This window comes from Bradyrhizobium sp. WSM1417, from assembly GCF_000515415.1.
Classification (GTDB): Bacteria; Pseudomonadota; Alphaproteobacteria; order Rhizobiales; family Xanthobacteraceae; genus Bradyrhizobium.
In genome coordinates, this window is sequence record NZ_KI911783.1 from 5,912,148 (window position 1) to 5,928,938 (window position 16,791).

General features: G+C 64.4%; 19 protein-coding genes. 14 read left to right on the forward strand and 5 right to left on the reverse strand.

All coding sequences use genetic code 11. The annotated features are described in order from the left end of the window. Nucleotides 1-14: 14 nt before the first annotated feature. Together pcaD and BRA1417_RS0129105 are read left to right on the forward strand one after the other, a co-directional pair. Nucleotides 15-797: a 3-oxoadipate enol-lactonase gene (gene pcaD, locus BRA1417_RS0129100; protein WP_027518802.1), complete on the forward strand. Its 783-nt coding sequence runs from the start codon at nucleotides 15-17 to the stop codon at nucleotides 795-797. A 107-nt stretch (nucleotides 798-904) separates the two neighbouring features. Beyond that, nucleotides 905-1,297: a carboxymuconolactone decarboxylase family protein gene (locus BRA1417_RS0129105; protein ID WP_027518803.1), complete on the forward strand. Its 393-nt coding sequence runs from the start codon at nucleotides 905-907 to the stop codon at nucleotides 1,295-1,297. Here the strand turns inward: BRA1417_RS0129105 and BRA1417_RS0129110 are convergent. Beyond that, nucleotides 1,259-1,795 (reverse strand): hypothetical protein, encoded by a 537-nt coding sequence (locus tag BRA1417_RS0129110; protein WP_027518804.1) that lies wholly within the window; start codon nucleotides 1,793-1,795, stop codon nucleotides 1,259-1,261. The genes BRA1417_RS0129105 and BRA1417_RS0129110 overlap by 39 nt on opposite strands. A 333-nt stretch (nucleotides 1,796-2,128) precedes the next feature. On the opposite strand from BRA1417_RS0129110, the gene BRA1417_RS0129115 reads away from it, so the two are divergent. From BRA1417_RS0129115 to BRA1417_RS0129135, 5 genes are all read left to right on the forward strand, one after another. Beyond that, nucleotides 2,129-3,046, forward strand: coding sequence for a branched-chain amino acid ABC transporter permease (locus tag BRA1417_RS0129115; RefSeq protein WP_007602412.1), 918 nt, complete (start codon nucleotides 2,129-2,131; stop codon nucleotides 3,044-3,046). Between the two features lie 12 nt (nucleotides 3,047-3,058). After that, the gene (livM, locus tag BRA1417_RS0129120; RefSeq protein WP_027518805.1) at nucleotides 3,059-4,378 is read left to right on the forward strand and encodes a high-affinity branched-chain amino acid ABC transporter permease LivM; all 1,320 of its coding nucleotides are present in this window, start codon (nucleotides 3,059-3,061) and stop codon (nucleotides 4,376-4,378) included. Next, on the forward strand, nucleotides 4,375-5,208 hold the full coding sequence (locus BRA1417_RS0129125; RefSeq protein WP_027518806.1) for an ABC transporter ATP-binding protein: 834 nt from the start codon (nucleotides 4,375-4,377) through the stop codon (nucleotides 5,206-5,208). The genes livM and BRA1417_RS0129125 overlap by 4 nt, the downstream gene beginning before the upstream one ends. Further along, nucleotides 5,205-5,945 carry an ABC transporter ATP-binding protein gene (locus tag BRA1417_RS0129130; RefSeq protein WP_027518807.1) on the forward strand — a complete coding sequence of 247 codons (741 nt, stop codon included), beginning with the start codon at nucleotides 5,205-5,207 and terminating at the stop codon, nucleotides 5,943-5,945. The genes BRA1417_RS0129125 and BRA1417_RS0129130 overlap by 4 nt, the downstream gene beginning before the upstream one ends. 158 nt (nucleotides 5,946-6,103) lie before the next feature. Next, nucleotides 6,104-7,222 (forward strand): branched-chain amino acid ABC transporter substrate-binding protein, encoded by a 1,119-nt coding sequence (locus tag BRA1417_RS0129135; protein ID WP_007602405.1) that lies wholly within the window; start codon nucleotides 6,104-6,106, stop codon nucleotides 7,220-7,222. A gap of 82 nt (nucleotides 7,223-7,304) precedes the next feature. On the opposite strand, the gene BRA1417_RS0129140 is transcribed toward BRA1417_RS0129135, so the two are convergent. Then, complete coding sequence (locus BRA1417_RS0129140; RefSeq protein ID WP_027518808.1) at nucleotides 7,305-7,691, reverse strand: response regulator; 387 nt, start codon at nucleotides 7,689-7,691, stop codon at nucleotides 7,305-7,307. A 240-nt stretch (nucleotides 7,692-7,931) separates the two neighbouring features. Here BRA1417_RS0129140 and BRA1417_RS0129145 point away from each other — a divergent pair, with 240 nt between their 5' ends. The 3 genes from BRA1417_RS0129145 to BRA1417_RS0129155 are packed head-to-tail and all read left to right on the forward strand — an operon-like array spanning nucleotide 7,932 to nucleotide 12,065. After that, nucleotides 7,932-10,742 carry a PAS domain S-box protein gene (locus BRA1417_RS0129145; RefSeq protein WP_027518809.1) on the forward strand — a complete coding sequence of 937 codons (2,811 nt, stop codon included), beginning with the start codon at nucleotides 7,932-7,934 and terminating at the stop codon, nucleotides 10,740-10,742. A 58-nt stretch (nucleotides 10,743-10,800) separates the two neighbouring features. Next, nucleotides 10,801-11,796, forward strand: coding sequence for a P1 family peptidase (locus tag BRA1417_RS0129150; RefSeq protein ID WP_027518810.1), 996 nt, complete (start codon nucleotides 10,801-10,803; stop codon nucleotides 11,794-11,796). A gap of 56 nt (nucleotides 11,797-11,852) precedes the next feature. Further along, nucleotides 11,853-12,065, forward strand: coding sequence for a KTSC domain-containing protein (locus BRA1417_RS0129155; RefSeq protein ID WP_027518811.1), 213 nt, complete (start codon nucleotides 11,853-11,855; stop codon nucleotides 12,063-12,065). A 12-nt stretch (nucleotides 12,066-12,077) separates the two neighbouring features. Here BRA1417_RS0129155 and BRA1417_RS0129160 read toward each other — a convergent pair whose 3' ends face one another. After that, nucleotides 12,078-12,869, reverse strand: a complete 792-nt coding sequence (locus tag BRA1417_RS0129160; RefSeq protein ID WP_027518812.1) for an EF-hand domain-containing protein — start codon at nucleotides 12,867-12,869, stop codon at nucleotides 12,078-12,080. 250 nt (nucleotides 12,870-13,119) lie between these two features. On the opposite strand from BRA1417_RS0129160, the gene rpe reads away from it, so the two are divergent. The 4 genes from rpe to BRA1417_RS0129175 all read left to right on the forward strand — a co-directional run bounded on the left by rpe (nucleotide 13,120) and on the right by BRA1417_RS0129175 (nucleotide 14,506). Continuing rightward, nucleotides 13,120-13,821: a ribulose-phosphate 3-epimerase gene (gene rpe / locus BRA1417_RS0129165; RefSeq protein ID WP_027518813.1), complete on the forward strand. Its 702-nt coding sequence runs from the start codon at nucleotides 13,120-13,122 to the stop codon at nucleotides 13,819-13,821. Between the two features lie 150 nt (nucleotides 13,822-13,971). After that, the gene (locus tag BRA1417_RS45025) at nucleotides 13,972-14,112 is read left to right on the forward strand and encodes a hypothetical protein (protein ID WP_198034866.1); all 141 of its coding nucleotides are present in this window, start codon (nucleotides 13,972-13,974) and stop codon (nucleotides 14,110-14,112) included. Between the two features lie 4 nt (nucleotides 14,113-14,116). Continuing rightward, entirely contained in the window at nucleotides 14,117-14,293 is a 177-nt protein-coding gene (locus BRA1417_RS45030; RefSeq protein WP_198034867.1) for a hypothetical protein, read from the forward strand. Nucleotides 14,294-14,314: 21 nt separating this feature from the next. Beyond that, complete coding sequence (locus BRA1417_RS0129175; protein ID WP_007602380.1) at nucleotides 14,315-14,506, forward strand: hypothetical protein; 192 nt, start codon at nucleotides 14,315-14,317, stop codon at nucleotides 14,504-14,506. 25 nt (nucleotides 14,507-14,531) lie between these two features. On the opposite strand, the gene BRA1417_RS0129180 is transcribed toward BRA1417_RS0129175, so the two are convergent. Both BRA1417_RS0129180 and BRA1417_RS0129185 read right to left on the reverse strand, forming a co-directional pair. Further along, entirely contained in the window at nucleotides 14,532-15,956 is a 1,425-nt protein-coding gene (locus tag BRA1417_RS0129180) for a bifunctional serine/threonine-protein kinase/universal stress protein (RefSeq protein WP_027518814.1), read from the reverse strand. Between the two features lie 6 nt (nucleotides 15,957-15,962). After that, nucleotides 15,963-16,703 (reverse strand): metallophosphoesterase, encoded by a 741-nt coding sequence (locus tag BRA1417_RS0129185; protein ID WP_027518815.1) that lies wholly within the window; start codon nucleotides 16,701-16,703, stop codon nucleotides 15,963-15,965. Nucleotides 16,704-16,791 lie beyond the last annotated feature (88 nt).

Here is a 16,791-nt window from a genome sequence, read left to right on the forward strand (position 1 = left end):
ACGGAGACGCCCGCATGCCCATGATCGATGCCGACGGTTGCCTGATCAACGTCTCCGTCGAGGGCCGCGACGGCGGGCCGACCTTGATGCTCTCGAACTCGCTCGGCTGCACGCTGCAGATGTGGGAGCCGCAGATGAAGGCGCTGACGCAGATATTCCGCGTCATCCGCTACGACCGCCGTGGCCATGGCAAGTCCAACGTTCCGCCCGGCCCCTATTCGATGGAGCGCTTCGGCCGCGACGTGCTCGCGATCCTCGACGACCTCAATATCGAGAAAGTGCACTGGTGCGGCCTGTCGATGGGCGGCATGGTCGGGCAATGGCTGGGCGCGAACGCGCCGGAGCGCTTCGGCAAGCTCATCCTCGCGAACACCTCCTGCTACTATGCCGAGCCGACCAAATGGCTCGAGCGCATCGATGCCGTGAAGAAGGGCGGCATCGCCGCCGTCGCCGACGCCGTTATTGCCGGCTGGCTCACCCAGGATTTCCGCGAGCGCGCGCCCGACATCACCGCCAGAATGAAGGCGATGCTGTTGGCCTCGCAGGTCGAAGGGTATCTCGCCTGCTGCGAGGCGCTGTCGACGCTCGACCAGCGCGCGCTGCTGCCGAAGATCAAGAGCCCGACGCTCGTGATCGCCGGCCGCCACGACATGGCGACGCCGATTTCGGCGGGTGAAATGATCCGCTCAAGCATTCCCGGCGCGAGCATGACCATCATCGACGCCGCCCACATTTCCAATGTCGAGCAGCCGCACGCGTTCACCGACGCGGTGGTAGGCTTTTTGACGCAACGCTGATTTCATAACGCCGTCATTGCGAGCGCAGCGAAGCAATCCAGAATCCCTCCGCGGCCACACTCTGGATTGCTTCGCTACGTTCGCAATGACGGAGAGGAGGATAGACCATGGACGACCAGAAACGCCGCGATGCCGGCATGAACGTGCGCCGAAAAGTGCTGGGTAATGCCTGGGTCGACAAGTCGATCGCGGGTCGCAATGCGTTCAACACCGATTTCCAGGACATGATCACGCGTTACGCCTGGGGCGAGATCTGGACGCGGCCGCATTTCGACGAGCGCACGCGGCGGGTGCTGGTGATCGGCACCATGGTTGCGCTTGGCCAATGGGACGAATTCCGCCTGCATGTGCGCGCGGCCCTCGCCGAGGGCGGCTTCACGCCCGACGACATCAAGGAAATCCTGCTGCAGCAGGCGATCTATTGCGGTGTGCCGGCGGCGAACCACGCCGTCAAGGAAGCCTCAGGGATTGTGCAGGAGCTCGGCCTGCTCAAGACCTAGCGGCGGGGTGGCCTCCACGGGCTTCTGAACGATCTTGGGCGCCGCCTCGGGCCGTTCGACCACCACGACGATGGCGGCACCGAGCAGGAGCAGAAGTTCGGTGGCGTGCAGCCGGAGAGCGGCCATCTCGCCGACCTTCGAAGCCATGATCATGCTCGCAAACGAGATCAGGCTGCCGATCGCAAGCGCGATGCCGAGCGCTTCGTCGCTGCCGCCGTTCTTGCGGATGCGGGGGATGCAGAGCAGCGCAAGGTAGATCGCAAAGAACGCCACCACCGTCACTCGCCCCAGTGCCAGCAGCCAGGCGGCGCGCACCGTGTCCATCCCCGCCATCTGGAGATGGTCGCTGAGGAAAAGCGCAACTGCGACGCTCGGCCGCTCATAGAGGCCGTGCACCGGCGCCACCATGATGTTGAAGGCAACGAGGGTCCAGACCGGGATGAAATAGGCCGCCAGAAGTGCGCCGTTGACCGAACCGATCCGCCAGTTTCCGAACATGCCGCTTCCCGCTTCGTTTGGCCCGCGCCTTCGATGGAAGGCCTTGCCGGGAGCTAACTCGCATCAGACTGTGGCGGCAATTTAAACCCTTTGTTTACCTTAATTGCCTCCCGATAGGCCTCTAATTGGGCGCCGGTTCCGCCCATTGCGGGGAACCGGAGCGCCCAAATGATCTCTGTAAAAGCCTTGATGCGGAGGCAGGGCCGGTTGCAGCCGCCAGTTCCCTCCTGTTACAAAACGAGAATGCTTAAGGGCTGCCGGGGCCCGAGAAGAAACAGCACTCTCTCTCGAAGAGCTCCCTTTGAGCCGCGTCAGATTTGGGTACGGCAGCCTATGGATTATTTCGCCCAGCAGCTCATCAACGGCCTCGTGCTCGGCTCGATCTACGGGCTGATCGCGATCGGCTACACGATGGTCTACGGCATCGTCGGCATGATCAACTTCGCCCATGGCGATGTCTTCATGATCGGCGGCTTCATCGCGCTGATCACCTTCCTTCTCCTGGTCTCGACCGGCCTGACTGCGGTCCCGGTGATCCTGTTGATCGTGATCCTGGTCTCGATGGCGGTCACCGCCCTGTATGGCTGGACCATCGAGCGCATCGCCTACCGTCCGCTGCGCCACTCCTTCCGCCTCGCGCCGATGCTGTCGGCGATCGGCATGTCGTTCGTGCTGACCAACTATTCGCAGGTGGCGCAAGGCGCACGGGTGAAGCCAGTGCCGCCAGTGATCACCGGCGGATATACGCTGCACGAGAGCGCCGATGGCTTCGTCATCCAGCTCTCCAACATCCAGATCGTGGTGGTCATCACCACCATCGTGCTGCTGGCGATCTTCACCTGGCTGGTGTCGCGCACACGGCTCGGGCGCGACATGCGCGCCTGCGAGCAGGACCAGACCATGGCGGCGCTGCTCGGCGTCAACGTCGACCGCACCATCTCCATGACTTTCGTGATCGGCGCTGCGCTCGCCGCAGTGGCCGGGCTGATGTACCTGCTCTATTACGGCCTGGTCGATTTCTTCATGGGCTTCGTCGCCGGCATCAAGGCGTTCACCGCGGCCGTACTCGGCGGCATCGGCTCGCTCCCTGGCGCCATGCTCGGGGGGCTCGCGATCGGGCTGATCGAGACGTTCTGGTCGGCCTATTTCTCGGTCGAGTACAAGGACGTCGCCGCGTTCTCGATCCTGATCGTCGTGCTGATCTTCATGCCGACCGGCCTGCTCGGCCGCCCCGAAGTCGAAAAAGTCTGACGGGACGCGCGCGTGAACACTCCCTCGATCAATACGGCCAAAGCTGCATCGGGCATCCCCGCTCTCCTGAAGACCGCCGGCGTCAACGCACTGATCGCGCTGGTGCTGTTCTCGCTGATGGTCGGAGTCCGCACCGAAGCCGGTTCCGACGGCCAGCTCACCTATTGGACGCGCTTCGGCGAGGTCGCCTCCCTCGTTGCCGCAGTATTCGGCGGCTCGATCATGCTCGAGCTGCTCAAGCAATGGATCGGTCCGAGCGGCGCTGAGAAGCTGGTGCCGCCGGCGGTGCAGAGCGGAATGTCGTTCCTCGGCCGCTATCTCGCACCGGCGCTCCTGATCTTCACGCTGCTGGTGCCCGTGATCTTCTATGACCAGCGCTACATCCTCGATCTCGCCATCCTCGTGCTCACCTATGTGATGCTGGGCTGGGGGTTGAACGTCGTGGTTGGCCTCGCCGGCCTGCTCGATCTCGGCTACGTCGCCTTCTATGCGGTCGGCGCCTATTCCTACGCGCTGCTTGCGACCAATTTCGGCTGGTCATTCTGGATCTGCCTGCCGCTAGCGGGCGTCCTCGCCGCATTCTGGGGCGTGCTGCTCGGCTTTCCCGTGCTGCGCCTGCGCGGCGACTATCTCGCGATCGTGACGCTCGCCTTCGGCGAGATCATCCGCCTCGTCATCATCAATTGGCAGGATCTGACTGGCGGTCCCAACGGCGTCTCCAGCATTCCCCGCCCCTCGTTCTTCGGCATCCCGCTCGACAACAGCGACAACGGGCTCGCCGCCAGGCTCGGCATCGAATATTCGCCGACCCACCGCATCGTCTTCCTGTTCTACCTGATCCTGGCGCTCGCGCTGCTCACCAACTGGGTGACGATCCGGCTGCGCCGCCTGCCGATCGGCCGCGCCTGGGAAGCCCTACGCGAGGACGAGGTCGCCTGCCGCGCGCTCGGCATCAACACCACGACTACCAAGCTCACGGCATTCGCGACCGGTGCGATGTTCGGCGGCTTTGCCGGGGCGTTCTTCGCGACCCGCCAGGGCTTCATCAGCCCGGAATCCTTCACCTTCCAGGAATCGGCGCTGGTGCTCGCCATCGTCGTGCTCGGCGGCATGGGCTCGCAGCTTGGGGTTGCGCTCTCCGCGCTCGCCATGATCGGCGGTTTCGAGCTGTTCCGCAGCCTCGAGAGCTATCGCATGCTGGTGTTCGGCATGGCCATGGTGCTGATCATGATCTGGCGGCCGCGCGGCCTGATCGGGCATCGCGCGCCGACCGTATATCTGACCAAGGCCCACGCGATCTCATCCGACCTCGTCAAGGAGGGGCACGGATGAGCCGCGACCAGATTCTCGAGGTCGACCGGCTCACCATGCGCTTCGGCGGCATCGTCGCGGTGCAGGACCTGTCGTTTGCCGCCGAGCGGAACAAGATCACCGCGCTGATCGGACCCAACGGCGCCGGTAAGACGACGGTGTTCAACTGCATCACCGGGTTCTACAAGCCGAGCGGCGGCGCCATCCGCCTCAGCCATGACGATGGCAAGGTGATCGCGCTGGAGCGGCTGAACGATTTCCGCATCGCCAAGCAGGCCAAAGTCGCGCGCACCTTCCAGAACATCCGCCTGTTTCCCGGCATGACCGCGCTGGAAAACCTGATGGTGGCGCAGCACAACGCGCTGATGCGCGCCTCCGGCTTCACCTTGCTCGGGCTCGTTGGCGCGCCCGTCTACCGCGACGCCGAGAAGCGGGCGATCGATCTCGCCACCGACTGGCTCAAGCGGGTCAATCTGCTCGATCGCGCCGACGATGCCGCCGGTAATTTTGCCTATGGCGACCAGCGACGGCTCGAGATCGCACGCGCGATGTGCACCGAGCCGGCGCTCCTGTGCCTGGACGAACCCGCCGCCGGCCTCAATGCGCGCGAGAGTGCCGCCCTGAGCGAGCTGCTGCTGTCGATCCGCAACGAACTCGGCACCTCGATCCTGCTGATCGAGCACGACATGTCTGTGGTGATGGAGATCTCCGACCACATCGTTGTGATGGACCACGGTGTGAAGATCTCTGAAGGCTCCCCGCGCGAGGTTCGCGACGATCCAAAGGTGATCGCCGCCTATCTCGGCACCGATGAGGAAGAGGCGGCGGCCGTGATGGAGGGCGGGTCGTGACGTCGCCCACTGCCCTGCTCGCGATCCGCGGCCTTCGCGCCGCCTACGGCAAGATCGAGGCGCTGAAGGGCGTCGACCTCGAGATCACTGCCGGCGAGATCGTGGCGCTGATCGGCGCCAACGGTGCCGGCAAGTCGACGCTGATGATGACGATCTTCGGCAAGCCGCGCGCCCGCGCCGGCCAGATCCTGTACGAAGGCCGTGACATCACCGAAGTGCCCACCCACGAGATCGCGCATTTGCGCATCGCGCAATCGCCGGAAGGCCGCCGCATCTTCCCGCGCATGAGCGTGGCGGAAAATCTCCAGATGGGGGCGGACGCCACCGAATGCACTGACGCGGAACGCGAGGCGACGCTACAACGCGTGTTCACGCTGTTTCCGCGGCTGAAGGAACGCTACGCGCAGCGTGGCGGAACCCTGTCCGGCGGCGAGCAGCAGATGCTGGCCATCGGCCGCGCCTTGATGAGCCGTCCTCGCCTGCTCCTGCTCGACGAGCCCTCGCTTGGTCTGGCGCCGCTGATCGCGCGCCAGATTTTCGATGCGATCCGCACCCTGAACCGCCAGGACGGCCTGACCGTGCTGATCGTCGAGCAGAACGCCAACCACGCGCTCAAGCTCGCCCATCGCGGCTATGTCATGGTCAATGGCCTGATCACCCTGGCCGGGACCGGTGCCGAGTTGTTGCAGCGCCCCGAGATTCGCGCCGCCTACCTGGAAGGCGGCCGGCACGGCTGAGGCCCCAAAGACGAACCCATGCTGCCGAATGTGGCGAGATATCTCTGCCCATGCCCGTATTTTGCCGGTGACTTCTCCTCGAATTCATTCAAGAATGGCGCCGGTTTGAACCGGGCATGCCCGGTAACTTCCACAGGCGACCACCCTCGAGGTATCTCATGAAATCACTGAAGCTCATCGGTCTGGCATTCGGCGCGTCGATTGCGCTGTCGAGCGCGGCATTCGCGCAGGATGTCACCGTCGCAGTCGCAGGTCCGATGACCGGCGGCGAGTCCGCTTTCGGCCGCCAAATGAAGAACGGCGCCGAGATGGCCGTAGCCGACATCAACGCCGCCGGCGGCCTCAACGGCAAGAAGCTCGCGCTGTCCGTCGAGGACGACGCCTGCGACCCGAAGCAGGCGCGCTCGATCGCAGAGAAGATCGCCGGCGCGAAGATCCCCTTCGTGGCCGGGCATTATTGCTCGTCGTCGTCGATCCCGGCTTCGGAAGCCTATGCCGACGGCAACGTGCTCCAGATTACTCCCGCCTCCACCAATCCGAAGTTCACCGATAGCGGACTGTGGAACGTGGCGCGCGTCTGCGGCCGTGACGACCAGCAGGGCCTGGTCGCCGCCCAGTACATCGCCAAGAACTACAAGGGCAAGAACATCGCCATCCTCAACGACAAGACCACCTACGGCAAGGGTCTTGCGGACGAGACCAAGAAAGCGCTCAACAAGGCCGGCGTCACCGAGAAGATGTACGAGTCCTACAACAAGGGCGACAAGGACTTCAACGCGATCGTCTCGCGGCTGAAGCGCGACAACATCGATCTCGTCTATGTCGGGGGCTACCATCAGGAGAGCGGCCTGATCCTGCGCCAGATGCGCGACCAGGGCCTCAAGACCGTGCTGATGGCCGGCGACGCGCTCGCCGACAAGGAATATGCCTCCATCACCGGCCCTGCCGGCGAAGGCACGCTGTTCACCTTCGGCCCCGATCCGCGCAATAAGCCGACCGCGAAGAAGATCGTCGAGGCTTTCAAGGCCAAGAACATCGACCCCGAGGGCTACACGCTCTACACCTATGCGGCGATGCAGGTCTGGTCGCAGGCGGCCAAGAAGGCCGGCACCACCGATGCCAAGAAGGTCATGGCGGCCATCAAGGCCGGGAAGTGGGACACCGTGATCGGGCCGATCGAGTATGACGCCAAGGGCGACATCAAGCAGCTCGATTACGTCGTCTACAAGTGGGACGCCAAGGGCGGCTACGCCGCGATCAGCGGCAACGGCACCTAAGCACGGTTGCCGGGGCCTGAAGGCCTCCTCTAATCATCATCGCGCCCCGGCTTGCCCCGGGGCGTTTCTTCCTGCGTCAGGGTCAGACGGCTGCAGGCAGCGCGCCATCCGCCGCGGCTTGGGCGTTCCTTAGTGCTTGAAGAAGATCGTTTGGCCGAAACGGCTTTTGCAGGCAGACCACGTTGGCGAGGTGGGGCGATTGTTCCATGAAGTCCAGCGCCGTCATCCCCGACACGGCAACGACTGGGAGGTTCGGTGCAAGCTCGCGCAGCGTCGTGATGACCTCGACGCCGTTGGTATCGCCAAGGAAAATGTCCACGATTGCCGCGTCGAAGCAGGTCTCGGTGAAGGCTTTCACCCCGGCTGCGCCGCTATCGGCCTCAACGACGTCGTAACGGTTGACGCGCAGCACGATCGCGACCATCGCACGGACGTCCTTCTGGTCGTCGATGATGAGAACGCGGGGCATAGGGAACAACTCCCGGATCCTGAATTCAAAATGCGTGATTCAAACCTGGAACCCGTAGCAGCGGGAGAGCATTATGGCACCGTCCAGTAAAGCGCATCTTACCCGATCCCCCGTGCGCGTTCTCCACAAAATTAAGTAAACTGTAACCTTCGGTTGAGTCGCGGTGGGTTTTGTCATGATGCGTGCCCAGAACCCGCTACCATGGACCAAAATTGATTGGGCCAAATGAGATTGGCAAAGATGCTCAAGACCGATCTGCGAGAGCTGCACGTGTCCGCGCCGACCGATCGGAGCACATTCCTTTCGACGCTGCCGGCCACCCCGAAAGATCGCACTGCAGCATTGGCGATCGTGGGCATCTCATCGATCCTGTTCGCAGTGGCCGTGCCCTTCGCAGGTATCCCGCTGCTGCCCGTGCCAGCCTTCGTCGCGAGCTATCAATCCGCGCTCGTCGTCGCGGACATCGTCACCGCGGTCCTGCTGCTGTCGCAGTTTGCGGTGCTCAGGACCCGCGCGCTGCTCGTGCTCGCGACGGGCTATCTGTTCACCGCTGCCGCGGCCGTGGTCCATGCCCTCACCTTCCCCGGACTTTTTTCGCCGACCGGGCTGCTGGGAGCCAACCAGCAGACCACGGTCTGGCTCTACATGATCTGGCACGGCGGCTTCCCGCTCTGCGTGCTGGCCTATGCCTGGCTGAAGGAGGCCGACGGCGGCGCCCGGATCGCGGGCTCGGCAAGCAAGGCGATCTACGCCAGCGCGGCCGGCGTCGCCGCGGTCATGATCGTCTTGACCTGGATCGTCACTGCCCAGCACGACCTGCTTCCGGTCCTGCTGCGCGATGGCCGTTACACGCAGATCATGATCGGCGTGGTGGCGTTTGTCTGGTCCTTGAGCTTTGCCGCGCTGGTCTCGCTGTGGTTCCGCCGTCCGCATTCGGTCATCGACGTCTGGCTCATGGTGGTGATGTGCGCCTGGCTGTTCGACATCGCGCTGTCGGCGATCGTCAACGTCGCGCGCTTCGATCTCGGCTTCTACGCCGGCCGCGTCTACGGCCTCTGCGCGGCGACCTTCGTGCTCGCAGTGCTTTTGATCGAAAATGTCCGCCTCCAGGCGCACACTCTGGGGCTCGTCGGCAGGTTGCGCCAGCAGTCGGCATTGGATCGCGACTATTATGGCAAGCGCCTGGCGCTGTACGGGGCCGTCGTCGAATCCGCCAATGATGCCATCATTACGAAGACCCTCGACGGTGTCATCACGGGCTGGAACAAGGCCGCCGAACATCTGTTCGGCTATGCCGCCGCGGAGGCCATCGGCCAGCCGATCGACATCATCGTGCCGGAGGACCGCAAGGCCGAGGTCAGGGGTATCCTGAACAGGGTCGGCGGCAATGAAACGATCGCCCAGCATGAAACGGTCCGAATTCGGAAGGACGGCCGGCCGCTCGACGTCGTTCTCAACGTTTCTCCGCTCAAATCAGCCAACGGACAGATCATCGGCGCTTCCAAGATCGCCCACGACATCACGGAAGAGAAGCAGGCACGAGAAAAACTGCGCCGCGAGGTCGAGGAGCGCCAGCGGATCTTCGAGACCTCGCAGGACCTGATCCTGGTCACCGACGGTTTTGGCAATTTCATCCAGGTCAGCCCCAGCGTGAAGACTATTCTCGGCTTGAGTCCGGAGGACATGATCGGGCACAGCGCCACCGAGTTCATTCATCCCGACGACCTCCAGAAGACGCGCGACGAGATGCGCGCGGCGCGGCGCGGCGCGGTCAAGCGCAGCTTCGAGGCGCGCTACTATCACTACGACGGTCACGAGGTCACGCTGAACTGGATGGGCACCTGGTCCGAGCCGGTCAAGCGCCATTTCTTCATCGGCCGCGACCTCACCGAGAAGCAGGCCGCCGAGGCGCAGTTCAGGCACGTCCAGAAGATGGATTCCATCGGTCAATTGACCGGCGGTGTCGCGCACGACTTCAACAATGTGCTGACTGTCATCACCGGCACGATCGGCATTTTGGCGGACGCGGTCGCTGATCGTCCCGAGCTCGCCGCCATCACCAAGCTGATCGACGACGCCGCCGAGCGCGGCGCGCAACTGACCAAGCATCTGCTCGCCTTCGCCCGCAAGCAGCCGCTCCAACCGCGCGAAATCGACGTCAACGCATTGACGCTCGAGGCCGCAAAGCTCCTGCATCCCACGCTCGGCGAGCAGATCACCATCATGCCGCAACTCACCGAGGATGCGTGGCCGGCACTGATCGACCCGGGCCAGCTTTCCACCGCGATCCTCAATCTCGCGCTGAACGCGCGAGATGCGATGCCCAACGGCGGCACGCTGGTGCTGGAGACCCGCAACATCTTTCTTGACGACGGCTATGCCAGCATGAATCCCGACGTGGTGGCTGGCAATTACGTCATGATCGCCGTCAGCGATACCGGCTCCGGAATCCCGCCGGAGTTGATCGACCGGGTATTCGATCCCTTCTTCACCACCAAGGAGGTCGGCAAGGGCACCGGCCTCGGGCTCAGCATGGTGTTCGGCTTCGTCAAGCAGTCCGGCGGACACATCAAGATCTACAGCGAGGAAGGTCACGGCACGAGCGTGAAGATCTACCTGCCGCGCTCGAGCGGCGTGCAGGAGACCGAATTCGAGGCGCTCCAGAACGCGCCCGTCACCGGCGGCCACGAAAAGATCCTGATCGTCGAGGACGACGCGCTGGTGCGCCAATATGTCGTCACCCAGATCAAGAGCCTGGGCTATACCGCCCTCGAAGCCGCCAACGCGGCCGAGGCCCTCGTCATCATCGACGCCGACAAGGACATCGACCTGCTGTTCACGGACGTCATCATGCCCGGCAACATGAATGGTCGCCAGCTCGCCGATGAGGCGGCTCGCCGCCGCCCCGACCTGAAGACGCTGTTCACCTCGGGCTACACCGAGAACGCCATCGTCCATCACGGGCGGCTCGATTCCGGCGTGCTGCTGCTGGCAAAGCCCTACCGCAAGTCCGAGCTCGCCAAGATGCTGAGGACCGCGCTCGCGGGTTGAGCCTGCGGCGCCCCTGCGATATCGCTGAAGCGGACGCCTTTCAGCCTGCGGAGCCGCCTTGAAAAACCTTCTCACCGATATCGCCGGCGTCCGCGTCGGCCATGCCGAGAATGCGAAAATTGCCACTGGCACGACCGCGATCATCTTCGACGCCCCCGCGGTTGCGGCCATCGATGTTCGCGGCGGCGGACCCGGCACGCGCGAAGACGCGTTGCTCGACCTCGCCAGCACCGTCGATCGCGTTGACGCCATTGCGCTGTCCGGCGGCTCCGCCTTTGGAATCGACGCCGGCGGCGGCATCCAGGCCTGGCTCGCCGAACAAGGCCGCGGCTTGCGGATTCGCGAGGCGGTGATTCCGATCGTCCCGGGCGCGATCGTTTTCGACCTGCTCAACGGTGGCGACAAGAGCTGGGGACGCTTCGCGCCCTATCGCGATCTCGGCTACGCCGCAGCGTTGGCAGCCAGCGACGATTTCGCACTGGGCAGCGTCGGGGCCGGCCTTGGAGCCACCACCGCAACCTTCAAGGGCGGACTGGGATCGGCCTCCGCAGTCCTGGCCAATGGTATCAAGGTCGCCGCGATCATGGTCGTCAACGCGGTCGGCAGCACAACCGTTGGCGAGGGGCCTTGGTTCTGGGCTGCGCCGTTCGAGGAGAACGGCGAGTTCGGCGGGCGCGGCCTGCCGTCCGCGTTCACGCCGGACATGCTGGCGATGCGTATCAAGGGCGGGCCTGCTGCGAGCGCGCGTGAGAACACCACGATCGGCCTCGTCGTCACCGATGCCACGCTGACCAAGGCCCAGGCCAAGCGGCTTGCGATGATCGCGCATACCGGGTTCGCCCGTGCGATTTATCCGGTGCATGCCCCGACCGACGGTGATGTGCTGTTCGCCGCCGCAACTGGCGAGAAGCCGATCGAGCCGCTGGTCGGCCTTACCGAACTGGGAACCGTCGCCGCCAACGTGGTCGCACGCGCGATCGCTCGCGGCGTCTACAATGCGACGGCCCTGCCGTTTGCCGGCGCAATGCCGGCGTGGAAGAATCGGTTCGAGTAGAAACGAAACGGTGGGCACGGCGTTTCCGTTTCCCTAACGGGCCAAGGTGCACCGCCATGCCGTCTTCCGTGATCCGGTTTTTCCGTTATGCGCCCGAGACGCGCGAGCTGAAAGTGACTTTCGTCAGCGGACGCCTCTATGTCTACGAGGAGGTTCCGCCCGAGGTCGCCGCTGCGTTCAGGAATGCGCGCTCAAAGGGTACGTTCTTCAACCACGAAATCCGCGACCGTTATCTCTACCGTGACATCACGCACGAATATGCCGGCTAGCCGTGAGCAAGGTTACACGCTCATCGACATCGACGAACCGACAGCCGCTGAGGCGCCTTGTCCCTGCCCGCCCTGCCGCTGCATCAACTGCGCGAACAGATCGTACGCCGAATTACGGGGGCTGGAGGCGCCCGGGACCGTCGTCGACATCTTGAAGCCGTCGGCGTAGGTGACGGTGGTGGTGGTCGAGCCGTCGGCGCCGGTCGTCGAGGTCGAGGTCGAGCCGCCGCTGGAGGGCGAGGAGGAATTCGAACCGCTGCCGGACGCATCGCCCGCACCTTGCGCGTGATGGTGGCCGCGATGGCCGCTCTTCAGTGCCTTCGACATCTCATCGAGGCTGACGCTGCCGTCGGTATTCGTATCCAGCTTCGAGAACACGTCGCCGGCCTGCGCGAGGTTGGTGCCGCCGGCGCCGAGCGCATTCTCGAATTCCGACTTGGTGATCTTGCCGTCACCGTCCCCATCGATCTGCGAGAACAGATCCTTCAGAGCGGCGTCGCGGCGCGTCGAAGACGAGGACGAGGACGAGAACGTCGAGCCCGCTGTGCTGCTCGTACTGTCCGCCGACTGCCTCTGCGCGGCGAACAGCGCGTTCATGGTCTCCGGCGAGATCTGCGGGGTCTTGCCCGCATTGACCGACGAGGTCGCGCCGGTCGTGCTGTTGCTGCCACTCTCGATCGCGAACGGATTGGTCGCAGGCTTTTGCGAGGACCCCGTCTTCTGCGTCGACGAGGACGATTTCGAATTCGTCAGCGACTGGATCGCGTCGAGCGCGCTCGATACGGCCCCAAGAGCGAACAACATTGCACAACTCCAACCGATGCGGCATGCCGCGGCCAATGTTCTGTTCAGGTGAAGTCAGCAAGCGCCGTGCCAGCGCAAAAAGCTCAATGAAATCCGCTTTCACCGCATTTTGCACGGCCGGGAACACCGGCAATTCATGCCGGTCGCGGCAGAAATTTCCGCCCACAGGAAGCACGCCGCCCCTGCATTGCCCGGCTGAGAGGCCCATGTTAGGCGAGTCCATCTTTCACGGCCGCCACGGGAAACAGCCATGACCCAAGCCTTCGCTCCCCGCCCCCTGGCAATCGCGCCCTCGATCCTGGCCTCGGATTTCTCCAGGCTTGGCGAGGAGGTGCGCGCCGTGGACGCCGCCGGAGCCGACTGGATCCATCTCGACGTCATGGACGGGCACTTCGTTCCCAACATCTCGTATGGCCCCGACGTCATCAAGGCGATGCGCCCGCACACCAAGAAGATCTTCGACGCGCATCTGATGATCTCGCCCTGCGATCCCTATCTGGAGGCCTTCGCGAAAGCCGGCTGCGACCACATCACCGTGCATGCCGAGGCCGGTCCCCATCTGCACCGCTCGCTTCAGGCGATCCGCGCTCTCGGCAAGAAGGCCGGCGTTTCGCTCAATCCGGGCACGCCGATCAGCGCACTCGAATACGTTCTGGACCTGGTCGACCTCGTGCTGGTGATGTCGGTCAATCCCGGCTTCGGCGGCCAAGCCTTCATCCCCTCCGCGATCGGCAAGATCCGCGACATCCGCGCGATGACGGCGGGCCGTCCGATCGACATCGAAGTCGACGGCGGCGTCGGCGCCGACGTCGCAGGTCCCCTGGCCGCAGCCGGGGCCAACGCCTTCGTCGCCGGCACGTCCGTGTTCAGGGGCGGCACGCAGGCCGCCTACAAGACCAACATCGCCGCAATCCGCAACGCCGCCGCGGGTGCACGCGGCGAGGCGATCTGAGGGCCCGCTCGGCTCCGCAGACGTACGGCTTCTACGGGTGTTGCGGCGCGCAATGCCTAAATTTGCAACCTTGATCCGTACTCCTCCGGGCTTCCCTGATTCGCGCAAATCACCGCTAGTGATTCTTGCCTGTTTTCGCGGGAGCACATCATGACGACGACCCTGGTTTGGACTGGCGTGGCGTTGTGGCTTGGTTTTTGTCCGTTTGTTGTGTTTGGTCCATCAGCCGGACCGGTGAAGGTCTCGGTACGCTCGGCCCGCATCGCCCGTCGCGACTGGTATCGGGCCTGACCCCATGCAGATCGCGCTCGTGAAGCGTCAGCCGAAGCGCCGGTGCCGCATCCCGCGGCGCCCGCATCCTGACCTCGATTTTTTCTTCGGTCGGCTCGAACGCACCGAAGGCGAGATGCGCGACGACACCGGGCCCGAGACGGACCTGGATCACCCGCTCCGGTCACCGCGCCGGCATTGAATTCTTTTCTGGACCAAGCACATGAAGCCGCATTGCCCGAACTGCCTGAAGGAAATGACCAAGGCATCCGCGTCGCGTAACCTGTTCAACTGCGAGCCCTGCCGCGAGATCATCCAGTTCTTCGGCGGTAGCGCGGATCACGGCGAGCCCGGCCCGCAATTCTCCTGGCCGATCCGCCGCAAGCGCTCCGTCCACACCGCTCACGCGGCCTGAACCTTCCAGGATCCAGAGCGCGGCCCTATCCGGCCTCTTCCCCCGCATCCGCAGCCATTCGCGGCGGCCGTACCACGGTGACGGTGCAGGCCGCTTCCGAGGCCACCTTGGCCGAGACGCTGCCGAGCAGCGTGCGGCGGAACGAGGTCTGCCGCGCGCCGATGATGACGTGGTCGACGTGGTTGACCTCGCAGAACTCCAGGATGGCCGCGGCGGGATCGACGGCTTCCAGCACGTGAGCCGACAGCCGGCTCTCATCCAGCTTGAGCGGCGTGGCCCAGTGTCTGAGCGCCACCAACCGGTCGATATGCTTGTTGGAGCCCTGCTCATCCAGCGTCCTGTCAATCGCGATGCGGTTGAGCTTCAGCACGTTGAGACATGCGAGCCGCGCCGACGGCAGCGTGGCGAGAATGCGTTCGGTGGTGACGCGCAACGCTTCGTTCAGCTCGGGGGCGCCTTCCACCGTGTCGAGCGCGACCGCGAGGATCGGGCTTGATGCGATCTGGGCTGCGACATCCGATTTCGCGCGCGGCTGCATGACGCCCTGGTTGAAGCGGCGCCGCCAAGCGACGCTTAACGGATCGCGCTTCATTCGCTCCGAGCGTGTGGTGAGCCTGATCTGGTCCGGATGGGTCAGATCGAAGGCGAGCTGCGACGCCGTCGGATAGCGCCGCACCGGCTCGATCTCAAGGCACCGCAGCACCACCTCCTGGAGCCAGGGCGGATAGTCGGCGCGCAAGCCGCGCGGCGGGTGCGGATCGCGCCACAGCCGGCGCCGCATCGCACGCAGCGTCTCGCCCTCGCCGAACGGCCGCTCGCCGGTCGTGAAAAAATACAGCAGCACGCCGAGCGAGAACAGATCGCTGCGCGGATCGTCGCGCACCCCTGACAGCCGTTCCGGCGCCATATAGGGCGCGGTGCCGTAAGGCAGGCGGAATTCCTCCTGCAACAGGTCCGGCAGATGGTTGTGATGCGACAGGCCATAGTCGATCAGCACCGCCTCGCCGCTCTCGCGGAACATGATGCTGCTCGGCTTGATGTCGTGATGGATCACGTTCTGCCGGTGCAAATCCGCCAGCCCCGTCGCGATCCTGGCGACGAGTTGCCGCGCCTCGTCATACGGCAGCGGCAGGTCGGGCAGCCGCTTGTAGAGCGTGGTCCCGGAGATGCGCTCAATCACGACATAGGCCTGGTGGGCGAAATCGCCGGTGCCGAAACATGAAGGCACGTGCGGCCCGGCCAGCCGCGGCAGGATCATCATCTCCATTTCGAAGGAGACGATCGCCGCAGGGTCCTCGCCCTCCGACACCCGCGGAATCTTCATCAGCAGCGGCACCTCGATGCCGGGATGGGTGACCGTCCACAGCGTCGCCATTCCGCCGGCATGGACGCATTCGCCGATCGTGTAGCCGTCGATCTCTGCGCCCGATTTGACGAGGGGTTTCGGCATCGGCCTCTAGCGCCCCTGCGACAGCCGGTCGGCGAGCCAGTGCGGCAGGCCGTTCTCACGGATCCGGTTCGCGGCCGTCTCGACATCATAGGGCGCGCGGCAATAGGTGATCAGGCATGAGACCGTGTCGAACAGCGCGAAAGCTGCGGATGGATCGCTATCGCGGGGCTGGCCGACCGAGCCGAGCACCGCAAGCCATTGCCGCCCGCGCAGCAGCGGTACGGAGACTTCGGTCTTGGGCACGAGTCCCGACATCTTCGCCGTCACCGACATCGAATAGATCGCCGGGCGGTGGATGTGGCCGCAGAAGGTGACATGAGCTGGCGTCGCGATCAGGCTCTTGGCGGCGTCCGTCGTCGATCGGACATAGTGCCAGCTTCGGGGGCTGGAGGCTTCCGAATGCACGAACAGGCGATCGCCGTCCTCCACCAGCATCGGCAATTCCGCCAGGAACCGCCGCTGCGCGGTGTCGAGCCGGCCGCGGGTCCATTCGATCGCGATTTGCGCCTCGGCATTCATGGTCTCGGCGGAGGAATTCACCGCCTGGTCATGATTGCCGCGCACAGCGACGGCGCCCTGGGCGACCAGCTCCATCGCGGTGTCCACTACCCATTCCGGATCGGCCCCATAGCCCACGAAGTCGCCAAGCAGGATGAACCGCTCGGCGCCACGCGCCCGCGCGACTTTCAGGCACGCTTCGAACGCCTGCCGATTGCCGTGGATATCCGAGAAAACCGCGAGAAGCACGCACCCTCCACCCTCGAACCTTATTGGGAGCCGATAAGGCCAAATTGAGGGAGGTCAAGAACATGCGCCAGCGGCGCGCGGTTTGCCA

Coding starts and splice junctions, on each gene's coding strand:
- pcaD (WP_027518802.1), top strand. CDS start 15: ATGCCCATGATCGATGCCGACGGTTGCCTGATCAACGTCTCCGTCGAG.
- BRA1417_RS0129105 (WP_027518803.1), top strand. CDS start 905: ATGGACGACCAGAAACGCCGCGATGCCGGCATGAACGTGCGCCGAAAA.
- BRA1417_RS0129110 (WP_027518804.1), bottom strand. CDS start 1,795: ATGTTCGGAAACTGGCGGATCGGTTCGGTCAACGGCGCACTTCTGGCG.
- BRA1417_RS0129115 (WP_007602412.1), top strand. CDS start 2,129: ATGGATTATTTCGCCCAGCAGCTCATCAACGGCCTCGTGCTCGGCTCG.
- BRA1417_RS0129125 (WP_027518806.1), top strand. CDS start 4,375: ATGAGCCGCGACCAGATTCTCGAGGTCGACCGGCTCACCATGCGCTTC.
- BRA1417_RS0129135 (WP_007602405.1), top strand. CDS start 6,104: ATGAAATCACTGAAGCTCATCGGTCTGGCATTCGGCGCGTCGATTGCG.
- BRA1417_RS0129140 (WP_027518808.1), bottom strand. CDS start 7,691: ATGCCCCGCGTTCTCATCATCGACGACCAGAAGGACGTCCGTGCGATG.
- BRA1417_RS0129145 (WP_027518809.1), top strand. CDS start 7,932: ATGCTCAAGACCGATCTGCGAGAGCTGCACGTGTCCGCGCCGACCGAT.
- BRA1417_RS0129155 (WP_027518811.1), top strand. CDS start 11,853: ATGCCGTCTTCCGTGATCCGGTTTTTCCGTTATGCGCCCGAGACGCGC.
- BRA1417_RS0129160 (WP_027518812.1), bottom strand. CDS start 12,869: ATGTTGTTCGCTCTTGGGGCCGTATCGAGCGCGCTCGACGCGATCCAG.
- rpe (WP_027518813.1), top strand. CDS start 13,120: ATGACCCAAGCCTTCGCTCCCCGCCCCCTGGCAATCGCGCCCTCGATC.
- BRA1417_RS45025 (WP_198034866.1), top strand. CDS start 13,972: ATGACGACGACCCTGGTTTGGACTGGCGTGGCGTTGTGGCTTGGTTTT.
- BRA1417_RS45030 (WP_198034867.1), top strand. CDS start 14,117: ATGCAGATCGCGCTCGTGAAGCGTCAGCCGAAGCGCCGGTGCCGCATC.
- BRA1417_RS0129175 (WP_007602380.1), top strand. CDS start 14,315: ATGAAGCCGCATTGCCCGAACTGCCTGAAGGAAATGACCAAGGCATCC.
- BRA1417_RS0129180 (WP_027518814.1), bottom strand. CDS start 15,956: ATGCCGAAACCCCTCGTCAAATCGGGCGCAGAGATCGACGGCTACACG.